We start from the raw sequence: 14,612 nt of genomic DNA on the forward strand, positions 1-14,612 counted from the left end.
CGAGTGCGCTATGAGCGACGCAGTCCAGCCGGCCATCTCTCTCTCTGCGGTGATCAACCCGCCGCGTCCACGGCGCAGGGTCGCGCCGACCGCAAGGAACTCGCGTTCGTCGCGGTCGAGCGCACGCGCATGCCCATGGTGATTGCCGACGCGCGAAATGGCGACCATCCAATCGTCCTGGCCAACCAGGCGTTTCTGGACCTGACGGGCTAAGGGCCTGATGAGGTGGTCGGGCGCAATTGCCGATTTTTACAAAGGTGGGAAACCTCGAAAGGGGCCATTGCCGAGATTCGCGCGGCTGTTGGCGAGGGCCAGGAGTGCGACGTCGAGATTCTCAACGATCGCAAGGACGGATCGGCGTTCTGGAACCAGTTGCATCTGAGCCCGGTCCGCGATGAAACTGGACAGTTGCTGTACATTTTCGCCACCCAGCGCGATGTCACCGAGTCTCGCAAGATCCGCAGTCTGGAGGCCGCCGAGCACCGGCTGCTTCGGGAAGTCGATCACCGGGCAATGAACGCTCTGGCCATTGTTGAAGGCATCGTCCGGCTGACCCGAGCCGATAATCCGTCTCAGTATGCCGCCGCTATCCAGATCCGAGTGCAACCCCTCGCCAGGGCCCACGCGCTCTTGGGGCCAGAAGGTTGGCGCGATCTTCAAGTCGACGTGCTGCTGCGTGCATTGGTCGAGATGCAAGGTGGCCGGCGTATCACGTTGCAGCGGCCGCCGATCGAGGTCGGCGCGGCGCTGGTTCAGCCCTTGGCGATTGTTCTGCATGAAATGATCGCCAATGCGGCCCAGCATGGGGCTCTGTCGGCGCCGAATGGCGAGGTTCGCCTGGGGTGGTCGCAAGGGGGCGGTGGGGGTCTCGTCCTGACCTGAACGGAAATGGGCGGACCGCCACCGGCGGCCGCGCGCCCACGCGGGTTCGGCGCGACAATGATTTCGGCGATCATCGAGCGGCAACTGCGAGGCCAGGCGCTGCTGGAATGGCGGCCGGAAGGCCTGTCGGCGCGATTTGACCTTCCGCGGCGCAACCACGCGCGGGGTTTCACGCTTTCGGCGGCGAACGAGGACGGCGCGTCGCGAGGCTGAACACGACGGCTGTGTTTTGCTGGGGCTCCGTGTCGGCAGGCCTCCAGCGAGCCAAGGTCGAGCTGAATCCTGATCATCGGTCGGTGGCTGTAGAGATGCGGCCCGCGATAGGTGGGCACCTCTGACGCGCATGTCAGGCGGCTTTGGCGCTGATCAAATGATGATCTCGGACGGGCGCTTGCGCCGCGCAGATGTCGCGGATCACCAGAGCCGCAGCCAAGACCTTGGATCGGACGACGCCACTCGTGCGCCTTCGGCCTTGCGCATCCAAGGTCTCCCAGCGCCAGCCGTCAGCCCGCAGACGGATTGAAAACCGCACCATGCTTGATTGGTCGTTCATAGTTCCCGCCCTGCCGGAGAAGGATGCAAAAACGGCAGGTGGTCAGCGTGGTTGCCTAGGGCGGGTTGGCGACACATCGCCTGATGGCCCACGGCTCTGGCCATCGGTCGCGGCGCTGCGCCGCCGATCGTCTCAAGTGAGCGGAATTGGCGAGTCGCAGTTCCCGTGTTTCAAGACCTGCCACAGCGATCTGTGTTTTCGCTTAACGGTCCCACACGGGAGCCAAGCCCGTGCGGCCTGTAATTATGCGAAATGGAAAGACGAAACGGCCGGAACAAAATTTTTCCCTGGGCCTTATTGCTGGCGACCGGCGCGAAGGCGCGCCATTCTTTAGGGAGGCAAACATGTCTATTCTCGCATGGATCGTTCTTGGCCTTGTCGCCGGGTTCATCGCCAGCAAGATCGTGAATCGTTCGGGCGGAAGCCTAGTCCTCGACTTGGTTCTGGGCATCATCGGCGCCGTCGTCGGCGGCTTTCTGTTCAATCAGTTCGGTAGCGCCGGCGTTTCTGGCCTCAACCTCTACAGCCTGCTCGTCGCCACGATTGGCGCGGTGGTCGTTCTGGTGATCTACCACATGCTTTCGGGCCGCCGCGCGCTCTAGCGCCGAGGTTCATCACGAACGCGAAAGCCCCCTGGCGACAGGGGGCTTTTTGCGTTTGGTCCCCCGCCGAAGGTCCATCAAATGAGGTCACTGGACCCGAACATTGGGCTTCGCGCGATGGGCAAAGGCGTTCCGTGGGCTAGCACGGAACAGCCTGACGCACTGGGATTGGGATTGGAGGCGAGCATTTCCATTGAAGGGGGTGTCCTGGCCCGCCTGCGACTGAACTTCACCATCGAGACACAATCCTGATCGCGGTGCGATCTTCCGCCTGCCGAAGCTGGGCGCCCTTCAATCTTCTTGAGGCTCTGCAGAGTTCGGTGGGTATGGACGACCGACATGCCAGGGGCGTTCGCGGTGTCCGACTGCGGGGCGGGGAAGGGACAGCGGCCGCGCACATAGCTCGGGATTGGAACGGGCCAGGGGTAAAGAGCCTATCGGCGTCCCATGCGCCTTGGTTCGGCGCATGGGACGAAACGACGGTTCAGGAGACCTAGAACACCTTGCGAACCGTGGGCTCGCGCGCCCAGATCCGCCCCGCCTGGGCCGCTGCGATGAAGTCGGCGACGGCCGCCTTGGGCAGGTTGATCAAACCGGCGTCGGCGTCCGGATTGGCCTCGGAGAGGCCGCCCTTGACGAACAGCGGCGCGGCTGACGGCAGGTAGGCGATCACCTTCAGATGGCCGAACGCGTCACGCACGAAATTTATCGCCGTGGCCTCTAGCGCCAGAGCCGCCCCGCCTTCATCCGACGGCAGCAGGACCACGGCGTCGAACAGCATCGAGGGACCACCATCAACCCGGAAGTCGGCGGCAACGAGTTCGCCGCTCGCCGTCACCACGCCGGAGATCGTCGGTGCGACGATGGCCAGCTTGGCGCCAGCGGCCGCCACCGCTTGGCGGACTTCAGCCAGAATGGCGTCGTCCACGCCGTCGGTCACCAGGCAGCCGACCTTTCGACCGATCAAACCCGGCGCGGCCTTGGCCAGGATACTGAGGGCCGGGGAGAGCTCCATCTCGCTAGCGGGGATGGGCGCAGGCGCCGGCGTGATTTCGCCACGCAGGCCAAGACCGGTCGCGACGCGCAAGGCCAGTGTTTCGTCGATATTGACCAGGCGCGACAGCATGGCTTCACGAACGGAGGCCAGATCGCATTTGCTCAGCTCGAAGATCAAGGCGGCGACGATATGGTTCCGTTCCGGCTCGGTCTGGCTGAAGAAGAACATCCGAGCCTGGGTGTAGTGGTCGGCGAAAGCGTCTGGACGCACACGCAACTGCTCGCCCGTCTCGAGCGCGGGGAAGGTCTTGTAGCCCGTCGCCTGGGATTCCCGCGCCACGTCCGCACCCATGTTGGAGGGCTCGTAGTTCACCTGACCCTTGGGGACGTTCATCTGCATGTGGCCGTCGCGCTGCAGATTGTGGAACGGACACTTGGGCTGGTTGATCGGGATCTGGTGGAAATTGGGTGAGCCCAGGCGCTTGAGCTGGGTGTCCTGGTAGGAGAACAGCCGGCCTTGCAGCAGCGGATCGTTGGTGAAGTCGATGCCGGGCACAACGTGCGAGGCGCAATAGGCGACCTGCTCGGTCTCCGCGAAGAAGTTGTCGGGGTTACGGTCAAGCACCATGCGACCGACGACGCGTAGCGGAATGACTTCCTCGGGAATGAGCTTGGTGGGGTCCAGGACGTCGAACGGGAGGGCGTCGGCCTGTTCCTGGGTGAAGGTCTGCAGGCAGAACTGCCATTCGGGGAAGTCGCCGGTGTCGATGGCCTCCCACAGGTCGCGGCGGTGGAAGTCGGGATCGGCGCCGTTGATCTTCACCGCTTCATCCCAGACGACGGACTGGGCATTGAGCTTGGGCCGCCAGTGGAACTTGACGAAGGTCGAGGCGCCGGCGGCGTTGACCAGCCGGAAGGTGTGAACACCGAAGCCCTCCATCATCCGGTAGGAGCGCGGGATGGTCCGATCTGACATGATCCACATGATCATGTGCATGCTCTCGGGCGTCAGGGAGATGTAGTCCCAGAAGGTGTCATGGGCCGTTTGGGCCTGCGGAAATTCCCGGTCGGGATCCTGCTTGGCCGCATGGATCAGGTCGGGAAACTTGATGGCGTCCTGGATAAAGAACACCGGGATATTGTTCCCGACGAGGTCGAAATTGCCCTGTTGAGTGTAAAACTTCACCGCAAAGCCGCGCACATCGCGGGCCAGGTCGGGCGAGCCCTTGTTTCCGGCCACCGTCGAGAACCGGGTGAACACCGGGGTTCGCTCGCCGGGCCGCTGCAGGAAGTCAGCGGACGTGATGTCGGACAGGTTCTCGAGACACTCGAAAAAGCCGTGGGCCGCCGAGCCGCGGGCATGGACAACGCGCTCGGGAATCCGCTCGTGGTCGAAGTGCATGATCTTTTCGCGCAGGATGAAGTCCTGCAGCAGCACCGGTCCGCGCGGGCCGACCTTCAGCGAATTCTGATTGTCGCTGATCGGCACGCCCTGATTGGTGGTCAACTGGCTGGCCGGGTCGCCGGCCTGCTGGTGCAGTTCGCCGCCCGGCGCGACCAGGGTTTCACCGACGGAGCCATTTCGGTCCTGGGCGCCGTTCACGGGAGATTTCGCAGTGGTGTTGGAGGGGCTCTTGGCCATGGGGTGTCCTTCGAGCCGCGTGGGCTCGCCGTGGAGGGAGGGGGGGGCTGTCAGACGGGAACGGGGGGAACGGCCAGCAAAGCCATCAGCTCTGCCTTACGCGCGACGAGCTTGGCGCCCAGAGCGTCCAGGTCGATCGTGGTCTGGCGGACTTCGGGAAAGAGCTCCTCCTCCTCCTCCTTGACGTGGTGGCGGACCTGCTCGCCCAGCACCTTGACCTTGGCGTCGTAGAGGGGCTGACGTGGCGCGCCGGCCTTGATCTGAGCGATGAGGGTCTTGGGCCCCATGTGCTCGACGATGGCCTCATCGATCAGGTCGTTGTCGCCAGTCTCTTCGCGGGCTGTTGGGTAGAAGAGCTCTTCCTCGATCCGGGCGTGAACCTTGAGCGCCAGGCAGATCTTGTCGGCCAGCGCCTTCTTGGCCGTGTCGTCGGTGAGGGTCTCGTATTGGTCGAAATAGTCGTCCACGTCGCGGTGGTCGGCGATGAGCAGCGAAAGGGCGTCGGGTCGGCTGGCCTTGGGTGCGGCAGCGGCCTTGGTCGCCGCGCGTGTCGAAGTCTTCCTGGCTTTGGTCTTAGCCGTGCTGGCCATGAGAGGAATTCCAAACGGGGATGAAGCCTGATCAACCGACCCCGTGGCCCCTCGTTCCAGTCATCGCGGGCAGCAACGTTTTTCCGAGCGGCTTGCAGGACTCACCAGCGAGGAGGGTTTGCGCGTGCGCGCCACCGAAATGGCCGGCAACACCCAATTTCATGGCTGTCGACCAGTTTGGCTTGATTGAGGATCACGCCGGCCAGATCGGTCGGCCGGTCGTCCCATCGGTCTCAGCGGGCTCGGAGCTCATTTATCAAATGATACATTGGCGGCGCGCTGTGGAGACTGCTCGATATCGTCGTCAATGAACTGGCCGTCGTTGCGAGGACGCCCCACAATCCGCGCCACGGCCAGGTCCGTGGTTACATTGCCCAAGGTTCGGAAGATGTCGGGGACAGTCTCGACCGCCAGCAAGACCGGCAGGGCGTCGAGGGGCACGCCCATCGCCAGACAGACCGGGCCGATGGTCGCGAAGAATGAGACCTGAGCGGGCAGGCCGACGGCCGCAAGGCTCACCGCCGCGGCGACGAGAACGCCTATGCCCAGATTGGCTGGCGACAGACCGACGCCGTGAAGATGGGCCAGATAGATGGCCACGGCGATATTGGCCGCCGCGCTCGCGGCCCGGAAGATTGACACCGAAAGCGGCAAAACGACCTCTGCGGCCCCGGGTGAGGTTCGCAGAGCACGGGTCGCGGTGATCATCGCGGGCAGGCAGGCGAGCGAGGACTGCGTGCCCAGGGCCACGACCTGAACGGGCAGGGCCGCCTTGGCGAAGGTCATGGGAGAAATTCGCCCCACCAACGCCGCCAGGACATACGCCGCAAGGGTGATCGCCAGGCAGGCGGCGACCACGATCAGGACGTAATGAGCCAACGCGCCAGCCGCCCCCAGCCCCATCTTGGCCCCAACCCCGAAGCCGAGCGCCATCACGCCAAGCGGGCCGGCCAGCAGCACCCAGCGAACGATGACCAACATGGTCGCCACGACCGCCTCGAAGAAGGTCGTCAGCGATGTCCGCAGGTGGGTTTCGATCCGGCTCGCCGCGAACCCGAAGAAGAGGGCGAAGACGACCAGGGGGGCCATGTTCATCTCGGCTGCGGCCTTGACCGGGTTCGCGGGGATCACGCCCTTGAACCATGCCCCAGCTTCGGCCACGACGGGCGGAGCTGAGCCGGCCACATGCAGGGCGCCGCTGCCCGCGAGGATCGGCGCCCAGGTCAGCGCCAGGGTCGTGAGCACCGCGCTCAGCGCGCAAGCCGCGACCAGCAAGACCACGAACCAGACCATCGCCCGGGCCGCGACGCCGCCCGCCGCGGCGCTGGCCGTCGCCGAGCCGACCCCCGTGACAAGCAGGCCAAACACCAGGGGAACGACCGTCATCGTCAAGGCGTCGAGCCACAGCTGGCCCATGGGCGCGGCGATGGCCGAGAGCAGATCGAGCATCCCCGAAGAACGCCCGCTGAGCGCCGCGCCAGCCAAGAGCCCGACGACAAGCCCCAGGAGGATTCGCGTGGACAATGTGTTCCAAAGTCTGGTGGTCAAACCTGGTCGCGGCGGGCTCATCGTCTGGCTCCTGTTGAGCAACGCAAACGACGATGAGGGACAATCGCTCCGCCGTGACGGCCGACTCGCGCTCGCGGAACAAGGCGCGAAGACAGGGGTTTGAGGAGGGCTTCGCGATCAAGCGGGCGTCAAACCAGCGGGAACCGGTGATGGACGAGCAAATGACGGGCGTGGCCAACCAGGGCCTGGGACGCCTTCAAGACGGGATTGGCGGCCTGACCGGCAACGACGAGCTCCAGGCCAAGGGCAAGCTCAAGGAAGCTGTCGGCTCGGTGCAGCAGGCGTTCGGCGAGGCCAAGAGCAGCGTCCAGGATGCGTTCGAAGACACGCTGGAAGGCGTGCGGGGCCAAGTTCACGAACAGCTCAATGCGGTTGAGACCTATGTGGTCTCCAAGCCGCTGCCTGCGGTGGCCATCGCCGGCGCCATCGGCATCGTCCTGGGGCTTCTCCTGCGCGGCCGCAGCAAGACCATCTATCTTCGCGACGCGCGCTGATATTTCGCAGCCGGCGACGATGAAGACGCTCTCGGAACGCGGTTCCGAGGGCGTTTTCCATGGGGCGACCACCAGCAGCAGGCGTTCGACGGGCTCGCGTCGCTCCGCGTCGCTGTCGGTCGGCGACGTAACCACGATCTTGCCGTTGTCCAGAGAGAACCCGGCCGCCACGCGCGACAGACGTTTCGCGGCGGCCTGGGCGGCGAGGGCCGTCAGGGTCAAGGCCACGCCCTTGGGGACGGCTCGGACCTGACGCACACCCGTGGCACGGGCGATGGCCTGTAGACGCGCCCGAGATAGCAGCGTCGTGCCCTGGGTTGGGATCGTGCCGAGCGCGGGACGACGACGAAGCTCTGGCCTCGCCGCTTCTCGCGAAGCAGGGCGACATCATTTGATGTGGAGCCCCAGACCCTGTCGATTGTCGCGCCCAAGCGCTCGCCGCGCCATACTTCAGGCGTTTGCGCCTAAGCGCCCTGTCGCATTTCAGACATGGGAAGCCTTTGACTTCGCGGCAGGAACACCTGTCCGCGCGAGCGGTTGGAGCCGGGCAGGAGGAACTTCCCCATGTCCGATAAGACCATTGCCCGCGTCTTGGAAAGCGATGCGCCTCTGACCGCCACCGTCCACCAGCGCGACATCGCCCACGAGGTCGCCGAGGAACACGGCTGGAACAACGCCGCCCTGGTCGGCCGTACGGTGACGACCAATCGGCCGCGCGCTGAGCTCTACGCCTTCTGGCGCGATTTCCGGAACCTGGCCCTGTTCATGGAGAACGTCGAGAGCGTCACGCCAAGCGACGGTGAGCGCTCGCACTGGGTCGTCAAGGCGCCGGCCGGCAAGACGGTGGAGTGGGACTCGGTCCTGACCGAAGAGGTCGAGAACGAGGTCCTGGCCTGGGAGTCGGCCGAGGGGGCCGACATCAAGAACGCTGGCCGGATCGAGTTTCGCGACGGCCCGCCCGGACGAGAGACCGAGGTCACCGCGACCATCGTCTACGCCCCCCCGGCGGCGACCTTGGAAAGCTGACCGCGAAGCACTTCCAGAAAAAGCCGAAAATCCAGGCCCGCCGCGAGCTTCGCCGCTTCAAGCAGTTGATGGAGACCGGCGAGATCTCGACCACCAAATCCGCGGACGCCGCGCCGCAAGGCTGACCCAAACCTCACATTGATGGAGAATCCCACGTCGCCGGAGCTTTGGCCCTGTCGCCGAACCTGGGCTACCGCAAAGGCGGAACAAGTGCTCTGATCCGCAGTTGCTTTGGCGACGGCGTCCTCTGGCGCGAACGCTTCGCTGACCTCAGAACTCTGTTGAAGGAAATTGAGCCATGACCGACGTCGCCCTGAAGCCCGGCACGCAGGACATCGTGGCCGACGAGGTGTTTTCCACATGCGCAGGAGACGCTTTGGAAGGCACTCACGACAGGTGACCTGATTGCCCGCCGGCTGATGGAGCCCACCGGCTTGGCGTGGATTGGAAAGTTTCGGAGTTCGTTCTGATCCACAGCCTGGTCGGCCAAACCCGGCACATTCCCTTGGGGCGACGGAAGCTTGCCTGATGTCCCAAAGGACATCGCTCTCCGGACTGAACCAATCGTCAGCTGGCGAATTGTCTAGCCGTATCCCCCTCTTGATTTGCACTGTCCCGGAGCTTCGCGCTCCGGGACTTTTTCGTTCAGACGACCAGGCGCTGGCCCGGTCCCCTGGCGAGTAGCGCCGCGACATGGCTCAACGCCTCGCGCAGCACAGATTGCTTGGCCGGGCCGCCCAGCGAGATGCGCAGGCCGTTGGCGTGGTCTGGCGTAGTGGCGAAGGCCTCGGCGGCGACCAGCGACAGGCTTTGGGCGGCCCCCTGGGCGTGCACCCGTCCCGCATGCCAGCCCGGAGGCAGGTCGAGCCACACATGAATAGACTCCGCCGCGCCCCTCGCGGTCGGCAGGATTTCGCCGGCCAGGGCCCGCCGCGCGCGAGCCTCGAGACGGACCGCCGAAAGAACGCGCTCGGCGGCGCCGTCGCGGATCCAGCGCACGGCCACCGCCGTGGTCAAGGGCGAGCCCATCAAGGCCGTGGCGCGCAGGCGCGACGTGATCCGCTCGGCCATTCCGCTGGACGGCGCGACCACGAACGCCGTCCGTAAACCCGGAGACAGCGTCTTGGACAGTGTCGCTACATGGAAGGCCAGATCCGGCGCAAGCGTGGTCAGGGCCGGAAGCGGAGCGTCGAACAGGCGGCTATAAGGATCGTCCTCGATCAGCCAGACGCGGTGTGCGCTGGCGATCGCGGCGACCTCGCGGCGTCGGGCCAGGCCCATCGTCGTGGCGACCGGGTTCTGGGTCGTCGGCACCACATAGATCGCCGCAGGCCGCTGCTCGCCGCAAAGTCTGTCCAGCGCCTCGGGCACGAAGCCCTGGTCATCGACCGGACAGGCCAGCAAGCGAAGGTCCAAGGTCTCGGCCAGGGCGAGCAGGCCGGGATAGGTCAGCGGCTCGACGACCAGACTCTGGCCGCGGCCGGCGATCGTCAGCAGGAGAGCGGTGAGGGCGGCCTGGGCGCCGGGGCAGACCATGATGCGGTCAAGGGCGATCTCGCCCATGACGGGGGCGAGCCAGGCCGCGCCGGCCGCGCGCTGACCCGGCGTGCCGGGTCCAGCGTGATAGGCCATCAGGGTGGCGAAGTCGGTGCGATCCAGGATGGCGGCGGTGGTCTCCTTCAACAGCGCGGCCAGCGACAGGCCGGTCGGCGGCGGCGGAAGGTTCATGCTCAGATCCACTACCCCCGCGTCATCGTCGCCGACCCGGCGGCGCACGAAGGTGCCGCGTCCGACAGCCCCCTCCACCAGGCCCTTGGCCCGGGCCGCGCCATAGGCGCGGGTTACCGTCGTGAAGTCGATGCCGAGCTGAGCGGCGACGGCGCGCTGTGGAGGAAGTTGGTCGCCTGGTTGCAACTCTCCCCCCCGGATCGCGGTTTCAAGAGCCTGGACCAGCGCCAGATAGATCGGCAGGCCGCCGCGTGGCTCGATACGCCTCAGCCAGCCGGCGATGGGAAGGTCGCGGGTCACGGTTGTGTATCCATGACGAAATACATACATTCTAATCATAATGTATGCAATTCGCTCCACTTTGTATGTAAGGCCCGGCGATGACTCCCGTCCTCAATTCTCCATCGAGCCTGAAGGCGGGTTTGCTCTGCCGGTGTCCGCGCTGCGGTGAAGGGCGGCTCTACAGCGGGTTCCTGACGCTGGCGAAGGCCTGCGATCGCTGCGGCCAGGACTTCGCCTTCGCAGAACCCGCCGACGGCCCGGCCTTCTTCGTCATGACCGGCGTCGGCATATTGGTGATCGCCGTCTGGGCCTGGAGCGTCGTGGCTTTCCAGCCGCCGATCTGGGTTCAGTTCGCGACGGTTTTCCCCGCGCTGCTGGTGGGTTGCCTGGGCACGCTACGGCCGGTGAAGGCCTGGCTGGTCGCCGAGCAATATATTCACAAGGCCAGCGAGGGCGGCGCTTCGAGCGTCCAGAGCCGACCGGAGTAGCGGGGAGCGCCGCCTGGTTTCAAGATCACCAGTTGAACAGTGCGCCGTCTTCGAGGCGGTTCACCGGCAGGCTGGCGGGGCGGTAGGGTGCTGGGCGGCCAAGGCCTCGTCGATATCGACGCCATGGCCCGGCGCTTCGCCAGGGTGAAGTTCGCCATCCTTGAAGGAGTAGGCGGGGAATGAGCCCGCCCTTTTTCCGTTTTGCCCGATGGCGCGCGAACTCTACTGTGGCCAGAACAAGAATCTGACCGCGCACGGAGCAATCGGCGTGACGACCACGATCTACGGGATCAAGGCCTGCGACACGATGAAGAAGGCGCGCGACTGGCTGGACGGTCACGGCGTGGCCTACGGATTCCACGACTACAAGGCCGCCGGTGTCGATCCCGCCAGCCTGGAGGCCTGGGCCAAGGCCGTGGGCTGGGAGACCCTGCTCAACCGCGCCGGCACGACCTTCCGCAAGCTGCCCGAGGCCGACAAGCAGGACCTGGACGAGACCAGGGCCATCGCCCTGATGTTGGCCCAACCGTCGATGATCAAGCGTCCGGTGCTCGACTTTCGGGGCCGACTCCTGGTTGGGTTCAGGCCCGATCAATACCAGGAGGCGATGGGCTGATGGGCGCCCGCATCGATCTCGTCATCTTCGACTTCGACGGCACCCTGGCCGATAGTACCGCGTGGGCGATGCGCGCGGTGCGGCCGCTGGCCGAGCGGTTCAAGTTCAAGGCCGTGACCGAAGACGAGATCGCCATGCTGCGAGGCCGCTCCAGCCGCGAGATCATCGCCTATCTGGGCCTGCCGCTCTGGAAGGTTCCGCTGGTCGCCGCCCAAGGCAAGAAGATGATGGCGGCCGAGGCCCATTCCATTCCGCTGTTCTCCGGCACCGGCGACTTGCTGCGCAGCCTGTCGGCGGCGGGGCGGAGGCTGGCGATCGTCAGCTCCAATTCCGAGGCGACCATTCGTTCTATCCTCGGGCCCGACCTGGCCGTCCTGGTCAATCACTTTGGCTGCGGCGCGGCGATCTTCGGCAAGGCCGCCAAGTTCAGGTCCGTGGTCAAGGCCTCGGGCGTCGCCAAGGACCGCGTGCTGTGCATCGGCGACGAGACTCGCGACATCGAGGCGGCCCGCGAGGCGGGTCTGGCCTGCGGAGCCGTGGAATGGGGCTACGCCACCCGGCGGGCCCTGGCCGACCACGCACCGACCATGATGTTTTCGGCCATGGATGAAATTATTTCCAAGGTCGCCGCATCCAATCAGGGCCTCGGCGCCGACTAGTCTGGCAATGCGGCGAGCAGCCAGGTGTTGGCCCATCGCTAGGCTTACGAAAGTTTCATGTGCCCGGGCGCCTCCAAACGCCATGGCCCAGGTCTCTTACTTACAGAGGGCGATGGCGAGACGCCGCCGCCAATACCGTTGAGGGGACTTAAGCCATGGACCTGGGATTTCTGATTCCGATGTCACCGTTTTTGATGGTCGCGGCCATCGTCATCGTGCCAATTTGGCTGAAAAGCCGCGAGCGGCGCGAAATGCAACAAACCGTCCGAGCGGCCATTGAAAAAGGCCAGACCCTTCCCCCGGAACTGATCGAAGCGCTGTCCAAGGATACGAGGTCGCCGCGAGTGTCCTCCGCGCATCGCGACATGCGGATCGGCATCATTCTTCTGTTTATCGCCGGAGGCACCGCACTGACCGGCCTCGCCCTGGGGCAAGTCAACAATACCGGGATGCACATCGCGATGTATTGCACCATGGCCGGCGCGGCTCTCCCTGGTGCTGTCGGCCTAGCCTTCGTCATTCTCAGCTTCTTCAATCCCGTCAAGCATCCGCCGCAAGACTGATTCCGAACGCGGGGAAGAGGGGACAGATCTGATGGGCATCGAGCGCCCACCCACCGGCCACGATATCGAGCTGGCCGCCTTGGCGGCGGCGGGAGATCGGATGGCCTTCGGCGAGCTGGTGCGTCGCCACGGCTCGGCCGTGCGGGGCCTGCTGCGCCGGCTGGGCGCGGACTCCGCCACGGCTGACGACATCGCCCAAGACGCCTTCCTGGTCGGGTTCGAGCAGATCGCCGACTATCGCGGCGAGGGGTCCTTTGGCGGGTGGATCAAGAAGACCGCCGCCCGGCTCTATCTGCGCCGGGTCAAGCGGGACTCGCGGTTCGTGCTGACCGAGACCGCCGAGGACTCCGCGCCGATCGCGTTGGACGGCCCCGGGGCGACGGCCGACCGTATGGATCTGGACGAGGCGCTCAAGATCCTGTCGCACGCCGAGCGCCTGTGCATATCCCTCTGCTACGGAGCCGATTGGTCGCACACCGAGGCCGCAGAGCTCTTGAATATCCCCCTGGGGACGGTCAAATCCCATGTCAAACGTGGTCTGGATAAACTCAGGACCCGAATGGCCTCGCCATCGGGACGCGTCTCGAACGACTCCGCGAGGAGGGAAAACCTTGGCTGACCTCGATTTCGAAACCCAACTTTCGCGGCTCTTTGGCCAGCCGCCCGTGTTCCGCGATTCCGAACAGTTCACCCAGCGCGTCACGGACAAGCTGGATCGCGGCTGGGCCCTGCGCCGCGCGGTGATCGGCGCGACTGGCGTTGTCGCCGGTTTGGCGGTGGCCGTGCAGTTGATCGGTAGCCGTTTCGCCGAGGAGTTCTCGAACGTCTCGCGCGACGGCGCTCAGCAGCTCGACCTGGGCCTGGGCAAGGTGGTGGCCCGCTACGACCAGTTCTTCTCGATGGGCAGCACCGAGACCATCTGGCTGGCGGCGGTGCTGGCGGCCCTGGCGCTGGCCTTCGTGGTGACCCGGCTGGTGGACGAGGTTTAAACCCGCCTTTTTCATCGATCATGTTGCGGTGCGGAACGATCTGGCGGAAAACGGCGCACGCTTTTTCCAGGAGGGCTCGCCTTGTCCGCTCATCGCGAAGAAAAGATCCGTCGCCTGGCGGCCCCTGACATCACCGCCCGCAAGGGGGGCGAGCCTCTGGTTTGCCTGACGGCCTACACCGCGCCGGTGGCTGCTGCCCTGGACGACGCCTGCGACGTGCTGCTGGTGGGCGACTCGCTGGGCATGGTGGTGCACGGCCTGCCCAACACCGTTGGCGTCACCATGGAAATGATGATCCTGCACGGCCAGGCGGTGATGCGTGGCTCACGCAAGGCGATGGTGGTCGTCGACATGCCCTTCGGCTCGTACGAGGGCCCGCCCGAAGAGGCCTATGCCAACGCCGTGCGGCTGATGAAGGAAACCGGCTGCCAGGCGGTGAAGGTCGAGAGTGGCCCTACGGTGCCCGAGACCATCGCCTATCTGGTGCGGCGCGGGATCCCGGTCATGGGCCATGTCGGCCTGCGCCCGCAGGCGGTGCTGGTCGATGGCGGCTTCAAGGCCAAGGGCAAGGACGAGGCCGGCCGGGCCGTCGTGCTCGAAGAGGCTCGCGCCACCGCCGAAGCCGGGGCCTTCGCCGTGGTCGTCGAGGGCGTCGCCGAAAACCTGGCTCGCGAGATCACCGCCGCCATCGCCCCACCGACCATCGGCATCGGGGCCTCGGCGGGGTGCGACGGCCAGATCCTGGTCACCGACGACATGCTGGGCCTGTTCGACTGGACGCCGAAGTTCGTGCGGCGCTACGCCGACCTGAAGAACCAGATCCAGCAGGCCGCCGCCGACTACGCGCGCGACGTCAAGGCCCGCACCTTCCCGGGCGAGGCCGAGACCTATTACGCCAAGAAGGGGTAGGGCGGCTGTCGCGTTGAGGCCGCT

General features: G+C 65.5%; 17 protein-coding genes. 13 read left to right on the forward strand and 4 right to left on the reverse strand.

Annotation, left to right across the window (positions count from 1 at the left end):
* The first annotated feature begins 3 nt into the window (after positions 1–3).
* From ACP694_RS06730 to ACP694_RS06745, 4 genes are all read left to right on the forward strand, one after another.
* A complete protein-coding gene (locus tag ACP694_RS06730; protein ID WP_426011364.1) occupies positions 4–213 on the forward strand; it encodes a hypothetical protein in 210 nt (69 codons plus the stop codon).
* A gap of 12 nt (positions 214–225) precedes the next feature.
* Positions 226–882: a PAS domain-containing protein gene (locus ACP694_RS06735; protein WP_426011365.1), complete on the forward strand. Its 657-nt coding sequence runs from the start codon at positions 226–228 to the stop codon at positions 880–882.
* 57 nt (positions 883–939) lie between these two features.
* Positions 940–1,095, forward strand: a complete 156-nt coding sequence (locus ACP694_RS06740; RefSeq protein ID WP_426011366.1) for a hypothetical protein — start codon at positions 940–942, stop codon at positions 1,093–1,095.
* Between the two features lie 684 nt (positions 1,096–1,779).
* Positions 1,780–2,037: a GlsB/YeaQ/YmgE family stress response membrane protein gene (locus tag ACP694_RS06745; RefSeq protein ID WP_426011367.1), complete on the forward strand. Its 258-nt coding sequence runs from the start codon at positions 1,780–1,782 to the stop codon at positions 2,035–2,037.
* Positions 2,038–2,530: 493 nt separating this feature from the next.
* Here ACP694_RS06745 and ACP694_RS06750 read toward each other — a convergent pair whose 3' ends face one another.
* From ACP694_RS06750 to ACP694_RS06760, 3 genes are all read right to left on the reverse strand, one after another.
* Positions 2,531–4,675 carry a catalase gene (locus ACP694_RS06750; RefSeq protein WP_426011368.1) on the reverse strand — a complete coding sequence of 715 codons (2,145 nt, stop codon included), beginning with the start codon at positions 4,673–4,675 and terminating at the stop codon, positions 2,531–2,533.
* Between the two features lie 50 nt (positions 4,676–4,725).
* Positions 4,726–5,265: a hemerythrin domain-containing protein gene (locus ACP694_RS06755; protein WP_426011369.1), complete on the reverse strand. Its 540-nt coding sequence runs from the start codon at positions 5,263–5,265 to the stop codon at positions 4,726–4,728.
* A gap of 249 nt (positions 5,266–5,514) precedes the next feature.
* Positions 5,515–6,834 carry a dicarboxylate/amino acid:cation symporter gene (locus tag ACP694_RS06760; protein WP_426011370.1) on the reverse strand — a complete coding sequence of 440 codons (1,320 nt, stop codon included), beginning with the start codon at positions 6,832–6,834 and terminating at the stop codon, positions 5,515–5,517.
* Positions 6,835–6,983: 149 nt separating this feature from the next.
* Here ACP694_RS06760 and ACP694_RS06765 point away from each other — a divergent pair, with 149 nt between their 5' ends.
* Positions 6,984–7,328, forward strand: a complete 345-nt coding sequence (locus tag ACP694_RS06765; protein WP_426011371.1) for a CsbD family protein — start codon at positions 6,984–6,986, stop codon at positions 7,326–7,328.
* Between the two features lie 564 nt (positions 7,329–7,892).
* Positions 7,893–8,354 carry an SRPBCC family protein gene (locus tag ACP694_RS06770; protein WP_426011372.1) on the forward strand — a complete coding sequence of 154 codons (462 nt, stop codon included), beginning with the start codon at positions 7,893–7,895 and terminating at the stop codon, positions 8,352–8,354.
* Positions 8,355–8,999: 645 nt separating this feature from the next.
* Here ACP694_RS06770 and ACP694_RS06775 read toward each other — a convergent pair.
* On the reverse strand, positions 9,000–10,382 hold the full coding sequence (locus tag ACP694_RS06775) for a PLP-dependent aminotransferase family protein (RefSeq protein WP_426011373.1): 1,383 nt from the start codon (positions 10,380–10,382) through the stop codon (positions 9,000–9,002).
* Positions 10,383–10,462: 80 nt separating this feature from the next.
* On the opposite strand from ACP694_RS06775, the gene ACP694_RS06780 reads away from it, so the two are divergent.
* The 7 genes from ACP694_RS06780 (at position 10,463) to panB (ending at position 14,588) form a co-directional block, all read left to right on the forward strand.
* On the forward strand, positions 10,463–10,852 hold the full coding sequence (locus ACP694_RS06780; RefSeq protein WP_426011374.1) for a DUF983 domain-containing protein: 390 nt from the start codon (positions 10,463–10,465) through the stop codon (positions 10,850–10,852).
* 268 nt (positions 10,853–11,120) lie between these two features.
* Positions 11,121–11,468: an ArsC family reductase gene (locus ACP694_RS06785; RefSeq protein ID WP_426011375.1), complete on the forward strand. Its 348-nt coding sequence runs from the start codon at positions 11,121–11,123 to the stop codon at positions 11,466–11,468.
* Positions 11,468–12,127 carry an HAD hydrolase-like protein gene (locus ACP694_RS06790; RefSeq protein ID WP_426011376.1) on the forward strand — a complete coding sequence of 220 codons (660 nt, stop codon included), beginning with the start codon at positions 11,468–11,470 and terminating at the stop codon, positions 12,125–12,127. Before ACP694_RS06785 ends, ACP694_RS06790 begins: the two co-directional genes overlap by 1 nt.
* Before the next feature lie 155 nt (positions 12,128–12,282).
* Positions 12,283–12,690, forward strand: a complete 408-nt coding sequence (locus tag ACP694_RS06795; protein ID WP_426011377.1) for a DUF6249 domain-containing protein — start codon at positions 12,283–12,285, stop codon at positions 12,688–12,690.
* Between the two features lie 31 nt (positions 12,691–12,721).
* Positions 12,722–13,309 (forward strand): RNA polymerase sigma factor, encoded by a 588-nt coding sequence (locus ACP694_RS06800; RefSeq protein ID WP_426011378.1) that lies wholly within the window; start codon positions 12,722–12,724, stop codon positions 13,307–13,309.
* Positions 13,302–13,679 (forward strand): hypothetical protein, encoded by a 378-nt coding sequence (locus tag ACP694_RS06805; protein WP_426011379.1) that lies wholly within the window; start codon positions 13,302–13,304, stop codon positions 13,677–13,679. Before ACP694_RS06800 ends, ACP694_RS06805 begins: the two co-directional genes overlap by 8 nt.
* A gap of 81 nt (positions 13,680–13,760) precedes the next feature.
* On the forward strand, positions 13,761–14,588 hold the full coding sequence (gene panB / locus ACP694_RS06810) for a 3-methyl-2-oxobutanoate hydroxymethyltransferase (RefSeq protein WP_426011380.1): 828 nt from the start codon (positions 13,761–13,763) through the stop codon (positions 14,586–14,588).
* The last annotated feature ends 24 nt before the right edge of the window (positions 14,589–14,612 follow it).

It is taken from the genome of Caulobacter sp. DWR2-3-1b2, from assembly GCF_049896345.1.
In the GTDB taxonomy this organism is placed as follows: Bacteria; Pseudomonadota; Alphaproteobacteria; order Caulobacterales; family Caulobacteraceae; genus Caulobacter.